Here is a 14,222-nt window from a genome sequence, read left to right on the forward strand (position 1 = left end):
TGCACCAAGTTCGCTCCGGTTCGATGCGGTGTCAAGAGCGCGTAGGAGCAAAAGGCCTCCTTGAACCATCGTGTGCACATCCATGCACATCGCTGGCAGTGGAACACATCGCGCCCCTAGCGTTCCCATGCTGGGCCTGTACGCGTGGGCGTGCCCAGCGAGCCCGTCCATGGAGAGAGAGTCCAGATGACAGCCGTAACCCCCGAAACGACACCGTTCGCCATGCGGTTCGCCGCGCGGCAGACCAGCACGGCTCCGGACACGGACGGCGTGACCTACGACCCAACGTTGCAAATCGCCTTGACGGCGGTCGGCAACCCCTGGGCCGATCTCATGGCCAACGACACGAGCAGCAACACCAACAGCGACAGCCAGAACGACGAAGGAACGGATCTCTGGTGACGGTTGCCGCCGAGGGGTCGGTGTTGGTCCTCACGAACCGGCTCGACGCAACCGCGGATTCGGTGGTGTCGTGGTTGAACGACCGCGGGGTGCCTGTCTTCCGCTGCGACACGGCGGAGTTCCCCCAGGAACTCACGCTGTCCGCCACACTCAAGGACGGTTGGAACGGCGTTCTCGACAACGGAGTTCGCCGGCTCGACCTCTCCGATGTGAGAGCGGTCTACTACCGCAGGCCCGAGGAGTTCCGGCTGCCCGGCGGCATGTCCGAGGCTGAGCGCCGGTTCGCTGCCGCACAGTCGCGGGCGGGCTTCCTCGGGGTGGTCGCCTCCCTTCCCTGCTTGTGGATCAACCATCCCGCGCGGGAGCAGCAGGCGAACTACAAGCCGTGGCAGCTCAGAGCCGCTGAGGAGCTCGGACTCAATCCGCCCCGGTCGATCGTGACCAACGACCCGGTATCCGGACGCAAGTTCGCTGCCGATGTCGGCGCTCCCATCATCACGAAGTCTCTGGGATCCCCGGTGGACACGGTGGTCGTCGAACCGGACGAGTTCGATGACTCGGTCCGCCTCTGTGCTCATCTCTTCCAGGAGTGGGTGGACAAGGCGCACGAGGTACGGCTGACAGTGGTCGGATCGCGCTTCTTCGCGGTGGAGATCCACGCCGGGTCGGACGCGGCTCGGGTCGACTGGCGGACCGACTACGGCAGCCTCACCTATCGCCCGACAGTTGTCCCAGAAGCCGTGCGCTTGCGAGTGAAGGCCTTCATGCGCCAATTCCAGCTCACCTTCGGCGCGTTCGACTTCGTCGTCACACCCGAGGGGGCATGGCGGTTCCTAGAGGTGAACGCCAACGGTCAGTGGCACTGGATCGAGCAGGAGACAGGCATGCCCATCGCCCGCAGCATCGCCGAACTACTGGAGAAGGGCACAGCGAATGGCAGCCGGTGAGTCACCTGGGCCAGGGGCGCTCCTCAGTCAGCTCGTCAGCGACTTGGCTGCTGACGCGACGTTGCGAACCCCCGAGTGGCGCAGGGCCGTCGGGGCAGTTCCCCGTCATGTGTTCCTGCCCGAGTTCTTCCGGGATGCTCCGGGCGCCGACGGGGTGACCGAGTACACGTGCGTTAGCCGGGATCGCACCCCTGACGAGTGGCTGCGCCTCTGCTACGAGAACAAGACGTGGGTGACGCAGCTCGACAACGGGGCCACAACCTGGGCCGGTTCTCCGGTGAGAGGGATCCCGACCAGCTCGTCCACGCTGCCGGGCTCGGTCGTGCGCATGCTCGAAGACCTCAACATCGGGGACGGAATGTCGGTCTTCCAGGCGGGAGGCGGCTCGGACTACTCGACCGCCCTTCTCTGCGAGCGGCTCGGGGACGGACTGGTAACCCGAGCCGAGTACGACCCGGCGCTGTCGGGGCTCGGACGCGAGCGGCTCGCGTCTCTCGGTTACCGGCCCCGGGCCGTGACAGGCGACGCTGCCGCAGGGTGCCCCGACCGGGCTCCGTACGACCGGATCATCGCCACGTACTCGCCCACGCACATTCCAGCGGCCTGGCTGGAACAGTCGGTCCCCGGCGGAGTCATCCTCGCGTCGCTCGTCGGCAGTCTCAGCGCCTACGGCTACGCCAGGGTGCGCGTGGAGTCCCCAGAGCTGGCGCGGGGGCGGTTCATCGACAGCACCGTTTCCTTCATGCCGGATCGGGACGCGCCGCGGTCCGAGGTGGGGCTGCTGCTTCGGCCGGCGGTTGACGAACGTCAGAACACGGAAGGCCTGCTGTCGAACATTGCCCCCACTCTGCTGTCGGTTCCGTCACTGATGTGGGCGGTTCAGCTCCGGCTGGCGGGGACACTGACCGTCGGGCTCAGCCTCAATGGCGTACCGGGCCGCTGGTTCCTGCACCCCGACGGCTCCTGGGCAGCCCTGGAACCGGGCCTCGGGGGCACCTCGCGCGTCTTCCAGGGCGGTCCGCGCAGTCTCTGGTTCTCCATTGAAGCGGCCGTCTCGGAGTGGTTCGGTGCCGGATGCCCGGAACTGGGGCGATACGGGCTCACAGTGACGCCCGAAGAGAACGCGGTGTGGCTCGACCGTCCGTCCCAGAGAATCGGCACGCTTGAGCCGGGGCTCACGAGGAGGACGTGAAGGCCGTTTGCGGACCGGCAAGGTGTGCGGGTCTGCCCACCTGGTCGGCAGTGAGGCCTTTCAACCACCCGCGTGGACTGGGCGGTTGTCCGTCCGCCTCACCGCGTAGGACACGGTGAGGCGCGGCGGAACTGCTCAGCGGCGGCCGCCTCGGAGCTTGCCCAGTAGGCGTTTGGCCTGGGCCTGGCGGCGGGGGTCGGATGCCGCGCGGCGGGCCTGTTCGACCGTGCGGCGGCCCTGGGGGCTCCTTGCGAACTGCTTGATGCGTTGCAGGATGCCTGGCATGGCGGCTCCTTCCGTCGGTGCTGGCGAGTGTGCTGCCTGGGACTCACCTACCCGTTGAGGGGCGAGTCAGCCCTCCCGGCCGGTGAAGGTGCTCGGGGCGTCCAGGAACGCTGCGGTGGCCGTCACGAAGCGGGCGGCGTCGTCGAGCCAGGGGAAGTGTCCGGCGCCGGGCTGGACGACGAGTTCGGCGTTCCGGAAGAGGTTCGCGAACTCGGCCATGGTGGTGGGAGGGGCTCCCAGGTCGGCTTCACCGGCCAGGAGGAGGACCGGCGAGGTGAGCCGGGCGAGTGCGGCGCGGGTGGTCTCCGGGTCGAAGGCACCCTCGGCGCCGTAGGCAGCGACCACGTCCGGGTCCATCCGCTCGTCCCCGGCGACCTGGTGCGCCTGAGCCGCCTTGTCCCAGCGGCCGTAGGAGAACGGTGCGACCGCCTTCCAGCTGTCGGCGGTGGCTCTGCCCGCCACGATCGCCTCCAAGGCCGCGAACGCATCCGGGAACCACGTTTCGTCCCGGCGGAGTCGCGCCGTCTCAAGCCGCAGGTCCCCCGTGATCGTGAGGCCGACGGCCCTGACGCTCGGGGTGATCAGCGCGAGCTTGTCGGTGTTCTCCGGGTGACGGCTCACGTAGAGCGCGGCCAGGTTGGCGCCGGCGCAATGCGCGAGCAGGTCCATCCGGTCGAGGCGAAGGTGTTCACGCAGGGCCTCCACGTCGTCGACGAGTCGGTCGCAGCGGTAGGAGGTGGTGTCCCGCGGTGTGGAGGACCGGCCGGTGCCGCGGAGATCCAGCCTGATCAACTGCCGGTGTGCGGAAAGGCCGCCGAGGTCACCGAGGTATGCGGAATCCGTCGGGCCGCCGGGCAGGCAGACCAGCGGACGGCCGTCTCCGAACACCTGGTAGGCGAGCTCGGTCCCGTCATACGCGGAGAAGGTGGGCATGACCGAAACCCTGTCAACGACGTTCGGGCCGGGCAACCGGGTTTCCCTGGTGGGCCTGCGCTGCCGTACGCCCTTGGAACGGAGCAGTCGCTGGACAACTCCCTGACGACGTACCTGAAACCGGGCGACCGGCTCGTCGCCTCCATCCGCGTTCCGGCGATGTGCCCGGGCTCCCGCGTCAGTTCGCGGGCTTGTGGGCGAGGATCTGGATTCCCGTCACCGCGTGCCCGTTCATCGTCGGCACCGTGAGGGTGCGGCTTTCGGTGATCTCGAAGTCGGCGAGCAGGGCGGAGAGCCGTTCGCGGGAGTGGTGGCGGCAGGTCGCCCCGTCGTTCGTTCTGAACACGCCGTAGGTGCCATGGACGTCGGCGTCGCGGTCGTAGCGACGGCGGTTGCGGTCGTCGGACTGGAGGAGCAGGTCGCTGATGTAGAGGGTGCCGCCCGGGCGCAGGAGGCGGTGCAGGTCGGTGATCAGGTGGTGTTGGGCTTCGTCGGCGGGGACGCAGGTCAGTACGGCGAAGAGCAGGGCCACGTCGAAGGATCCCGGTGAACTGGGGAGATCGGCGGGGGTCGTGAAGCACAGGGTGGGGTGTTCGCGGCGGGCCCTGCTGATCATTTCCGGCGAGGTGTCCACACCGGTGAGGTTGTCGAAGCCGTGCCGTGCGAGGTCGGACATGACACGGCCGTATCCGCAGCCGTAGTCGAGGATCGCGGCGCGTCTGTCGAGACCGTTCAGCCAGGGCAGGTGGAGGGGATGGGTGAAGGTCTTCGTGGTCGCGGCGGCGTTCCAGTAGGGGATCTGGCTGTCCGGGTTGGGCATGATGGGTGCCTCCCTTGGCGTAGGGGTCAAGGTCCGTAGGAGTCCCGTAAGTGGCTGTACCTGTGGGCCTGTTCGGCTTCTGCGGCGGCCCGGGTGTGGACCTGGCGACCCGGCCGGTCCTCCACGTTCAGGAGCGCACGCGTGAGCACAGTAGAGGGCGTCGACGCCCGCGGTATGCGGCACTGTGAGACGACCGCTCTCGGGGTGCTGTTGCGGCATCAGGGAGTTGATCTGTCCGAGCCCATGCTGTTCGGTCTCGGTGCTGGGCTGTCCTTCGTCTACTGGGACAGCAAGAGCATGGGCTTTCCCTTTCTCGGAGGGCGGGTCAGGCCGTTCGAACTCACCCGGAATCTGGCCGGCACCCTTGGACTGGATCTTCGGGTGCAGGAGACCGCCTCTCCTCGGAAGGGGTGGGCGAACGTGGTGGCCGCCGTCGACGCCGGGCGTCCCGTGGGGCTGCAGCTCGACAGTTACCACCTGGACTACTTCGGGTCGAAGGTGCACTTCGGCGGTCATGTCGTCGCCCTGTACGGGTACGACGACCGCAACGCCTACCTCGTGGACACCGAGCACCAGGGGGGTGCGGTTTCCGTCGGTCTGGAGGGGCTCGCTCAGGCCAGGGCCGCGCGGGGGCCGATGACCGCCCGGCACCGGTCCTTCACGCTCACCGTTCCCGAGGGACTGCCCGCGCCGGAGAGCCGGATCGTGTCCGCGATCACCGGCTGCGCCGACGCGTTCCTCAACCCGCCCATCGCCAACCTGGGGCACCGTGGCATCGACAAGGCCGGCAGGTTGGTACGGGCATGGCTGCGGCGGACCGACGACCCGCGGCGGGATCTGCCGCAGGCCGCGCTCCTGATGGAGAAGGCCGGTACCGGTGGCGCCCTGTTCCGCAACCTCTACCGCGACTTCCTCGCCGAATGCGCCCAGTCCCTCGACAGCGACCACCTGCGCAACGGTCACCGGCTGTACGCCGAGGCGGCCGTCCTGTGGACGGAGGTCGCCGCGTTGATCACGCGGGCCGGAGAGTCGGGCGAGGAGCAGTACCTCGTCCGGGCAGGGACGACGCTCTGTGATCTGTCGCGTGTCGAGCGCGAGGCCATGCAGGCGTTGAGTCGGCTGGGGAGCGAGGGCTGCTGAAGCAGGTCGGCTGGATCAGTTCGCTGAGGCAGAGTGCCGAGTCAGATCGCTGGATCAGGTCGGGTGCATCAGACCGGGTGGATCAGACCGGGTGGATCAGGTCGGGTGGATCAGGTCGGGTGGATCAGGTCGGGTGGATCAGGTCGGGTGGATCAGGTCGGGTGGATCAGGTCGGGTGGATCAGGTCGGGTGGATCAGACCCGGTCGATCGGGGAACGGCGCATTCGACAGGCTCGGTGTGGGCTGCGCGGCGACGCTCGTGAGCGGTGTCGTGTACGGAGTCGGTGTGCGCTGACGGACCGTGCGCGGTCTTCTGCGACCGCGTGCTGCCGGAGCTCCGAACGGTCCGGGCGTCGGCTGCGACGCCGACTGCAGGGATACTGCCTCTCACGCAACGATCCTGGAAGGCGACACCATGTTCATCCTCTTTGGCACCAAGGGGTACCTGTACCAGCTCGCGATACTCACACTCGTGTGTGGGCAGTGCGGGAACCCGGCCGCGCACACGCTGCGCAAGCGGGTCACGAAGTTCACGCTGTTCTTCGTGCCGCTGTTTCCCATCTCCACCAAGTACGCGACGCAGTGCACCTTCTGCGGTGCGGAGCACAAGGTGAACGCCCAGGATGCGGAGCAGTTGCAGGCGCAGGCCGCGGCCGGTGCCTCGCCCGGGGGTCAGGTGCACGGGCAGGCCCCGCAGCAGCCGCACCAGCACTGAGGGGCGCGGCCCGGGCTTCAGCCGAGTTTGCGGGCCACCCCGCCGTAGAAGCCGATCTCCTCGGAGCGGGGCGGCGGGGTCGCGTCCGGGCGCCAGAACGGGACCTGGGCCACGCCCGGTTCGATCAGCTCGAAGCCGTCGAAGAAGCGCTCGATCTCGGTACGGGTACGGAGGTTCATGGTGGCGGTCGCCTTGGCGTAGACCGCCGCCGCGTCGCCGCGTTCCGCGAAGTCGCCCGTGGCGTGGGAGAGAATCAGGTGGCTGCCGGGCGCGAGGGCGTCGCGCAGGGTTCCGATGATCTCCTCCGGCTTGTCCGCCTCCGTGAGGAAGTGGACCACCGCGACCAGGAGCAGGGCCACCGGCTCGTCGAAGTCGATCACCCTGCGGACGTCGGGGTCGTCCAGGATCGCCCGCGGGTCGCGCAGGTCGGCCAGGGCGATGCCGGTCGTGCCGTCCGCGCTGAGCAGTGCGCCGGCGTGGGTGTTCACGATCGGGTCGTTGTCGACGTAGGCGACGCGGATGTCCGGTGCCACCTCAAGTGCCGTCTCGTGGACGTTCGGTGAGGTGGGCAGGCCGGTACCGATGTCCAGGATCTGGCGGACACCGGTGCCCACGACGTGGCGGACGGCCCGGCGCAGGAAGGCCCGGTTGGCCCGTACGCCGATCCGCGCCTCCGGGGCCACCGCGACGAGCCGCTCGCCGGCCTCGCGGTCGACCTCGTAGTTGTCCTTGCCGCCCAGGAGGTAGTCGTAGATCCGTGCGGGGTGCGGCTTGCTGGTGTCGATCTCCTCGGCACGGAAGCCGTTCTCTCTCACGGTGCGCTCCTCTCAGACGGCCGCGGCGGCAGGCGACGGCTCGCGTCAGCTTTCCATACGCCCGGTTCAACTCCCTTGCCGGTGCCGGGGTTTTGGGCGGCGGGATCGGGGGGCGGGGTCAGGAGGTGGGCTGGGGTCCGCAGCCGCCGCCGGTGACCGGAGGAACGGTCGGCGGAGCGGTCGGAGGAGTCTCCGGGGCGGGATCGGTCGACGGTTCCGCGGGTGCAGTGGGGGGCTCGGGAGTGGCTGGGGGATAGGGGGCGGCCGGGGGCTCCGACGGGGGCTCGGGGGTGGTGGGGGGTACGGATGGCTCCGAGGGGGGCGCCGGGGTGGTCGGCGACACCGACGGGTCCGACGGATCCGACGGGTCCGACGGGTCCGACGAAGGCGGCGACGGATCCGACGAAGGCGGCGAAGGCTCGGTCGGCACTGACGGTTCCGGTGACGCGGGCGGAGACGACGGCTCGGGCGACTCCGGCGCGGGCGACGGCTCCGGCGATACCGGCGCAGGCGACACCGGCGCGGGCGACGGCTCCGAGTGCGTCGGTGGCTCCGGTGTCTTCCCGACAGGGTCGGGATCCGCGGGAGTCGGGGTGTCCGGTGTCGGCTCCGGTGCGGGCGTGACCTCGCCCGGATTGCCGGGCTCCGGGTTCGCGGGTTCCGTGGGCTGGGGGGACTCCGGCTCGGGTTCCGGCGTCGAGGTCGGGGGCGGCGTCTTTACGGCCGGCGGCGTCGGCTTCTCTCCCCCGGGCGCGGGCGCAACCGGGCTCGGACTCGGGGCTGGCGCTCCCGGCGCGGGCCCTTCCGACGGAGGCGGGTCGTCCACGGCACCCGAGGGATCGTCAGAACCCCCGGAACCCTGAGCATCCACGACCAGTTGGACGCCCCCAACGCCCGCCCCGGCACCGGCCTCGTCGTCGCGAGTCCGATCCCGGCTACGGCCCCGGCCCCGCTCGTCGGCGGGAGGGTTCCCGGGCTGCTCGCCCGCAGTTCCCGTCGACGGCCCCGCCACCGGCGCCTGTGCGACCGGCGCCCTGCCCGGCAGAGTCACCGTCGCGGGGGACTCGTTCGCCCCGAAGGCGATCACGATCGCCACGGCCGCGACGGCCGCCGCAGCCGCCGTGCCCGAGGCGAGGGCGGCCTTGGTCTTCGGGGCCGTCGCACGGGCCGTACGGAGGAGACCGTTCCCGCCGGCCGAACCGAACACCCCGGAGGACACCGCCGTCCCCGCAGTCCCCGCCGTCAGCGACGCCAGGAACTTCCCCGTGCCTCCGCCGCCCACCACGAAGACCAGCAGCGCGGGTCCCACGAGCGCGGGCAGCCGGTTGTTGGCGCGGATCAGGACGGCGAGGCGCCCGCGGCACTCGGCGCAGGCGTCGACGTGGGCGAGGAGGCGTTCGGACTGGCGCGGGGTCGCGTTGCCGCGGACGTAGGCCGGCATGCGGACCCAGTGGACCTCGCAGGCGGGATCGTCGGGGGCCTCGGTCTGGGAGCGCAGGAACGCCTGGCGCATGCCTTCGCGGGCGCGGTGGAGCAGTACGGCCGTGGCGCCCTGCTTGGCGCCGATCTGCCGGCCGACCGACTCCAGCGGCTGGCCCTCGGCGTCGGCGAGCCACAGGGCCTGCACCCAGCGTTCGGGGAGTTCACCGAGGACGCGTACCAACAGGTCGGTGGAAGAGACCTGTTCGGCCGGGTCCTGCGCGTGGCCGGCGGAACCGCCCAAGGCCGCCGTACCCATGGCCTGTTCGGGGACCTGCGGGTCCCGAGGGGTCTCGTGCGTGGCGCTCGCGACGGAGGACGCGAGGTGGCGCACGGTCGTCATGAGGTACGCCGGGACGTTGTCGATCTCGTGCCCCGCGGACAGCCGCCGCCAGACGCGGAAGTGCGCCTCGGAGACGAGGTCCTCGGCCGCCCAGGTGTTGCGGGTGAGCGAGCGGGCGTACGCGACGAGGCGCGGCTGTTCCTCCTCGTAGATCCGCACGTAAGCGGCGGTGACGGAGGGGGACGCCTGGGCGGGCACTCTGGCCGGTTGATCGGTCATGCAGGAACGCTCCAGTTCCCGGCGGCCGGGGCTCGGATGGATTTGTCAGCCTAGATGACAAAACTTTCAATCATCCAGTTCCAGGAGTGATCCAGATCACATAAAAGGTCTGCGATTACGGCGTAATCAAGGGGCACTGCGGTGAGTCGAAAAGGCAGCCGACTCACCTCTCACCCGGAACGGGGACCCACTCCCATGCGCCACACCACCCTCCAACACACCGTCCGCGCCCGCCTGATCACCGCCGACCTCCCCGAACTCCCGGTACGCCCCGTGCTGCGCTACAGCTCCGCCGACCCGTTCGCCGTGCGCATCGACTTCCCCGCGCAGGTCTCGGCCGACGGCGAGGGCGTGACGTGGATGTTCGCGAGATCGCTGCTGGAGGAGGGACTCGGGTCACCGGCCGGGGAGGGGGACGTACGGATACGGCCGTACGGCTGGGCCCGGACCGTCATCGAGTTCCACTCGCCCCTGGGCCTCGCGGTGATCCGCTTCGGCACGGCCGCCCTCCGCCGCTTCCTGCTGCGCTCCTACGGCGTCGTCGAGCCGGGCGCCGAGGACCTGGGCGCACATCTCGACCACGGGCTCGCGACACTGCTCGACGAGGTGTGAGGCGGCGATCTCGACAGGGGCGCACCCCACACCCACACTGGCCCGCATGCGTTTCCTGCGGCGAGTGGCCCGGGATCTGTCCCGGGGCGAGAACTTGGAGATCTACTCAACTGCCCTGCTGTCACTGGCTCTCGCGGTACTCGGAGCGTTGGACCTGGTCGGCGGCAAGACCCTGGCCGCAGCCACTCTCGCGACGCTGGCCCTGCTCGCCGGTGGACTGCTCGGCAGCCGCAGGCAGGTGACGGACCTGGCGGATCAGGTGCGTGCACGCGTCGCCGGAGAGGTCTCGGCGGAGGACTTCCTGGCTCACGACAAGCCCGAACTCGTCCAACAGGTCCGCGGGGCGCAGGACATCAGGATCGTCGGGGTGACGCTGGGCCGGACCCTGCGGAACCTGATCGACGAACTGCAGAGCCGGGTGGCCGCCGGGGCGACGGTCAGAGTGGCGCTGATCGACCCGGGCGGGTCCACTCCGGCGGAGGCGGCCCGGCGCAGCACGATGCCCGACCGGCCCTCCGTGTACGAGAACCGGCTGCGCTCCTCCCTCGACCTGCTGCGGGAGTTGACGGAGGCCCCGGGAGCCCTGGACCGGGTGGAGGTTCGGCTGCTCCCCTTCGTCCCGGCGTTCGGTCTGGTCCTCCTCGATCCACAACGGCCGAACGGCCTCATCCACGTCGACATCTACTCCCACAACTCCGCCACCGGGGACGCGGTCCTCACCCTGCGCTCCGGCCGCGACGGCCACTGGTACGAGAACTTCCAGTCCGAGTTCGACCGCATCTGGGCCTTCGGCCGCCCGGCGGGGGCGCCGGACGACTGGGCGTAGCCGCTCTGCGGGATGCCTGCCGCATCCAGGGCTCCAGGGCTCTCGGGCGCGGCGGCCTGTTCGGGCACGGACGGCACGGTCGGCGGCCGACGCCTTCCGGGCAACCGAAAATCCACGCCGTCGTGGCGGTGAGTGATGCGAGACTCGGCCTTCATGAAGCCAAACGATCCCAAGGACGACCTGCACCGCTATCTCAAAGCGGCACGCGAAGCCGTCATCTGGAAGCTGGACGGACTGTCCGAGTACGACATCCGCCGCCCCATGACGCCGACCGGCACCAACCTCCTCGGCCTCGTGAAGCACCTCGCCAGCGTCGAACTCGGTTACTTCGGCCCGACCTTCGGCCGTCCGCACAACGAGTCCCTCCCCTGGCACGAGGACGAGTCCGAGCCCAACGCGGACATGTGGGCACCCGCCGACGAGTCACGCGAGGACGTCCTCGGCCTTTACCACCGTGCCTGGGCGCACGCGGACGCGACGATCGAGACGCTGCCGCTCAACGCGATGGGGCACGTTCCATGGTGGGGCGACGACGGCCACGTGACGCTTCAGCGGGTCATGCTGCACATGACGGCCGAGACGAACCGGCACGCAGGCCACGCCGACATCGTCCGCGAGCTGATCGACGGCAAGGTCGGCATGCGGGAGACCAAGAGCAACATGGACGGCGGCGACGAGACCTGGTACCGGGAGTACCGGGGCAGGCTGGAGTCGTCCGCCAAAGAGGCCCAGGCCAAGTTGAGTTGAGCTGAGCTGATTTCGTGCACTCGGGGAGAGGAGGGTTGCCCCGGCAGCTCGTGTTCATATGTACCTGTATCATCGCCGGTCGCGATTCCTCGCCGCCGCTCACGATGCCCCGCGGCGGCGCTGTTCCCAGTCCGTGCGCAGGAGTTCGTACTCCACCTCGCCCTGTTCGGAGCCCTCGATCGGCTCCGGCCAGCCGTCCAGCCGGCCCGCGATCACGCCGGGGAACTCCGGGTTCGGGTCGGCCTCGGCCAGGACCAGGGAGCGGACCAGTTGGGGATGACCGGTCAACTGCCCTCCCTCTGGGTGCGTGAGGGAAGACTCCCCCCCTCCCCACGCGCCGTCCGTGACAGTCCTGTTGCCGGAACTGTGGGCTCCACCAAAGCCGTTCGCGCCCGGGCTGCTGGACTCGGCAGACCCGGGAACGAGGGTCAGGGGGCCGGTCCGCGGGACACCACCGTCTGCTGTGCGAGGTTCAGCCGCTGATCTGCCGACGGCCGCTGTCACAGCCCGTGATCTGGATCCGGCGTGGCGTGGCCTGCTCGGCCACGGGGAGGCGCTGGCGTCCTGGGCGGTGGCCGACCGCAACGCCTGAGGGTCAGCCGACCACTCCCGCTCCCCCGGCCGGGTGGGTCAGTACGTTCACCACCCGGCCGTTCGGATCACGCACGAAGAAGCGCCGAACGCCCCACTCCTCGTCCCGCAGCTCCCGTACGACCTCCGCGCCCGACGCCACGACCTGCGCGTACACGGCGTCGACGTCCTCGACCTCCACGCTCAGGTCGGGGACGACGGGCGCGGTGCGGTCCTCGGTGAGAAAGCTGATCTGGGCGGTCGGGTTGGCGGGAGACGCGAGCGTCACGACCCACCCCATGTCCATGACCTCCTCGAAGCCGAGGAGGCCGTAGAAGTCCCGGTTGGCGGTCATGGCCTCCCCGGACTCGACGTGGATGTCGGGCACGATCCTGCGAATACTCATGAACACGGCTCCCTTTCCATGACCGGCGCCTTTTCTGTTATCGCCTCCTCCACCCTCGCGTCTCCTGAGCGTCCCCAGCCACCGGCACGCGAGGAATGACGTACGTGACTTCTCAGATCAGCCGCCGCAGCATGCTCAAGGCGACGGGAGCCGCCGGTGTGACAGTGGCCGCCGTCACCATCGCGACCCCGACCACCGCCACGGCGGCCGGCTCGGCCTTCGCGCACCCGGGTCTGCTGCACACGCGAGCCGACCTCGACCGCATGGCCGCCAAGGTGAAGGCGGGCGCCGCGCCCTACACGGCCGGTTTCGCCAAGCTGACCGCCAACCGCCATGCGCAGAGCGGCTGGACGCCCAACCCGCAGGCGACGGTGTACCGGGGCGCGGGCAGCCCCCAGAACTACGCGACCCTCTACAACGACATCCACGCCGCCTACCAGAACGGTCTGCGCCACCACGTCAGCGGTGACGACGCGTACGCCGACACGGCCGTGGCGATCCTCAACGCCTGGTCGGCGAAGCTGACTTCCGTCGAAGGCAGCGCGGACCGTTTCCTCGCCGCGGGGCTCTACGGCTACCAGTTCGCAAACGCAGCCGAACTCGTCCGCGACCACCCCGACTTCGACCTCTCCCGCTTCCAGGAAATGCTCGCCAAGGTCTTCGCCCCGCTCAGCGACGACTTCCTGGTCCGCCACAACGGCGCAGTCGTCACGAACTACTGGACCAACTGGGACCTGTGCGCCATGGCGTGCGTCCTGGCCACCGGCATCTTCTGCGACGACAGCTCCCAAGTCGCCCGCGCGGTCGACTACTTCAAGCACGGCGAAGGCCTCGGCGCGATCAGGAACGCCATCCCCGTCGTGTCCGACGACGGCCTCGCCGAATGGCTGGAGGCGGGCCGCGACCAGGGGCACGCCCTCCTCGGCGTCGGGCTGATGGGCACGTTCTGCGAGATGGCGTGGAACCAGGGATACGACCTGTACGGCTACGACGACAGCCGGTTCCTCAAGGGCGCCCAGTACGTGGCGAAGTGGAGCATGGGAGGGGAGGTCTCCTACACCGCGAACACCCGCGCGAAGGGCGCGATCGGGGGCTGGTCCGGAAGGGAGACGGCGTCCGCGGCGGCCGGTGTCGACCCCGCGATGACCCGCCCCATCTGGGCGATGATCGCCAACCACTACACGAAGCGCCGGGGGCTTTCGGCGCCGTACGTCACACGGGTCGCGGCGAGGTCGACACCGGAGGGCGGGGGCGGGGACTACGGCCCCAACAGCGGTGGCTATGACCAACTCGGCTTCGGCACACTGGCGTTCACGCGGGACAGGGTGGCGGACACGGCGGCCACCGCCAGCGCCTCCCCGGACTCCGGCCCACGTCCGCAGACGGGGGGTACGGCGTCTCCCGCCCCCGACCAGGACCTCGCGGCCACCGGTTCCGACGACATCATCGGCTGGTCCGCAGCCGCGGGGATCACTGCGGTGGCGGGGGGCCTGCTTCTACTGCGACGGCGGGACCGGGGTGGAAGCGCCGAGTAGGGGCTGCGGGCCGGTGGGGGTTGGTCGCGCAGTTCCCCGCGCCCCTGAGGAGTTGCGGTCGCCCGCGCCACGACAGGACCGGTGACCGCCGCTCACGGAGGCAGCTGCGGGCACGTCGTGGCTTGTCGCGCAGTTCCGCGCCCCTAAAAGCACAACGCTCCCGCGGCCGCCGACGGCGTGAAGGGGACGGGGTGGGGGGTGTCCGCCCGCAGCGGCCGGCGTCCGTTATCCAGTAC

The 14,222-nt window shown here is 69.8% G+C and carries 16 protein-coding genes; 9 read left to right on the forward strand and 7 right to left on the reverse strand.

The genetic code is table 11. The features are described 5' to 3' along the window. Positions 1-186: 186 nt before the first annotated feature. From tgmA to OHT57_RS19745, 3 genes are read left to right on the forward strand one after another with little or no spacing between them, the layout of a single operon-like run. Positions 187-402, forward strand: coding sequence for a putative ATP-grasp-modified RiPP (tgmA, locus tag OHT57_RS19735; RefSeq protein WP_328747774.1), 216 nt, complete (start codon positions 187-189; stop codon positions 400-402). Further along, entirely contained in the window at positions 399-1,349 is a 951-nt protein-coding gene (gene tgmB / locus OHT57_RS19740) for an ATP-grasp ribosomal peptide maturase (RefSeq protein ID WP_328747775.1), read from the forward strand. Before tgmA ends, tgmB begins: the two co-directional genes overlap by 4 nt. A gap of 43 nt (positions 1,350-1,392) precedes the next feature. Continuing rightward, positions 1,393-2,541, forward strand: a complete 1,149-nt coding sequence (locus OHT57_RS19745; protein ID WP_328747776.1) for a hypothetical protein — start codon at positions 1,393-1,395, stop codon at positions 2,539-2,541. 135 nt (positions 2,542-2,676) lie between these two features. Here the strand turns inward: OHT57_RS19745 and OHT57_RS19750 are convergent, their stop codons facing one another. The 3 genes from OHT57_RS19750 to OHT57_RS19760 all read right to left on the reverse strand — a co-directional run bounded on the left by OHT57_RS19750 (position 2,677) and on the right by OHT57_RS19760 (position 4,579). Next, positions 2,677-2,826, reverse strand: a complete 150-nt coding sequence (locus OHT57_RS19750) for a hypothetical protein (RefSeq protein ID WP_328747777.1) — start codon at positions 2,824-2,826, stop codon at positions 2,677-2,679. 66 nt (positions 2,827-2,892) lie between these two features. Then, on the reverse strand, positions 2,893-3,759 hold the full coding sequence (locus OHT57_RS19755; RefSeq protein WP_328747778.1) for an alpha/beta fold hydrolase: 867 nt from the start codon (positions 3,757-3,759) through the stop codon (positions 2,893-2,895). Between the two features lie 178 nt (positions 3,760-3,937). Then, positions 3,938-4,579: a class I SAM-dependent methyltransferase gene (locus OHT57_RS19760; protein WP_328747779.1), complete on the reverse strand. Its 642-nt coding sequence runs from the start codon at positions 4,577-4,579 to the stop codon at positions 3,938-3,940. 141 nt (positions 4,580-4,720) lie between these two features. Between OHT57_RS19760 and OHT57_RS19765 the strand changes: the two genes are divergently transcribed. Together OHT57_RS19765 and OHT57_RS19770 are read left to right on the forward strand one after the other, a co-directional pair. Beyond that, a complete protein-coding gene (locus tag OHT57_RS19765) occupies positions 4,721-5,719 on the forward strand; it encodes a BtrH N-terminal domain-containing protein (RefSeq protein WP_328747780.1) in 999 nt (332 codons plus the stop codon). Between the two features lie 415 nt (positions 5,720-6,134). Next, positions 6,135-6,434: a zinc-ribbon domain-containing protein gene (locus OHT57_RS19770; protein WP_328747781.1), complete on the forward strand. Its 300-nt coding sequence runs from the start codon at positions 6,135-6,137 to the stop codon at positions 6,432-6,434. Positions 6,435-6,451: 17 nt separating this feature from the next. Here OHT57_RS19770 and OHT57_RS19775 read toward each other — a convergent pair whose 3' ends face one another. Together OHT57_RS19775 and OHT57_RS19780 are read right to left on the reverse strand one after the other, a co-directional pair. Then, positions 6,452-7,249 carry an SAM-dependent methyltransferase gene (locus tag OHT57_RS19775; protein WP_328747782.1) on the reverse strand — a complete coding sequence of 266 codons (798 nt, stop codon included), beginning with the start codon at positions 7,247-7,249 and terminating at the stop codon, positions 6,452-6,454. Between the two features lie 118 nt (positions 7,250-7,367). Next, positions 7,368-9,290: a sigma-70 family RNA polymerase sigma factor gene (locus OHT57_RS19780; RefSeq protein ID WP_328747783.1), complete on the reverse strand. Its 1,923-nt coding sequence runs from the start codon at positions 9,288-9,290 to the stop codon at positions 7,368-7,370. Positions 9,291-9,485: 195 nt separating this feature from the next. On the opposite strand from OHT57_RS19780, the gene OHT57_RS19785 reads away from it, so the two are divergent. From OHT57_RS19785 to OHT57_RS19795, 3 genes are all read left to right on the forward strand, one after another. Continuing rightward, entirely contained in the window at positions 9,486-9,902 is a 417-nt protein-coding gene (locus tag OHT57_RS19785; RefSeq protein WP_328747784.1) for an SsgA family sporulation/cell division regulator, read from the forward strand. Positions 9,903-9,948: 46 nt separating this feature from the next. Next, the gene (locus OHT57_RS19790) at positions 9,949-10,728 is read left to right on the forward strand and encodes a hypothetical protein (protein WP_328747785.1); all 780 of its coding nucleotides are present in this window, start codon (positions 9,949-9,951) and stop codon (positions 10,726-10,728) included. Between the two features lie 153 nt (positions 10,729-10,881). Beyond that, a complete protein-coding gene (locus OHT57_RS19795) occupies positions 10,882-11,475 on the forward strand; it encodes a DinB family protein (RefSeq protein ID WP_328747786.1) in 594 nt (197 codons plus the stop codon). A gap of 99 nt (positions 11,476-11,574) precedes the next feature. On the opposite strand, the gene OHT57_RS19800 is transcribed toward OHT57_RS19795, so the two are convergent. Together OHT57_RS19800 and OHT57_RS19805 are read right to left on the reverse strand one after the other, a co-directional pair. Beyond that, a complete protein-coding gene (locus OHT57_RS19800) occupies positions 11,575-11,763 on the reverse strand; it encodes a hypothetical protein (RefSeq protein ID WP_328747787.1) in 189 nt (62 codons plus the stop codon). Positions 11,764-12,070: 307 nt separating this feature from the next. Next, positions 12,071-12,451, reverse strand: coding sequence for a VOC family protein (locus OHT57_RS19805; protein WP_328747788.1), 381 nt, complete (start codon positions 12,449-12,451; stop codon positions 12,071-12,073). Between the two features lie 131 nt (positions 12,452-12,582). On the opposite strand from OHT57_RS19805, the gene OHT57_RS19810 reads away from it, so the two are divergent. Then, positions 12,583-13,986, forward strand: a complete 1,404-nt coding sequence (locus OHT57_RS19810; protein ID WP_328753250.1) for an alginate lyase family protein — start codon at positions 12,583-12,585, stop codon at positions 13,984-13,986. The last annotated feature ends 236 nt before the right edge of the window (positions 13,987-14,222 follow it).

The sequence above is a fragment of the Streptomyces sp. NBC_00285 genome, from assembly GCF_036174265.1.
Taxonomy (GTDB): Bacteria; Actinomycetota; Actinomycetes; order Streptomycetales; family Streptomycetaceae; genus Streptomyces.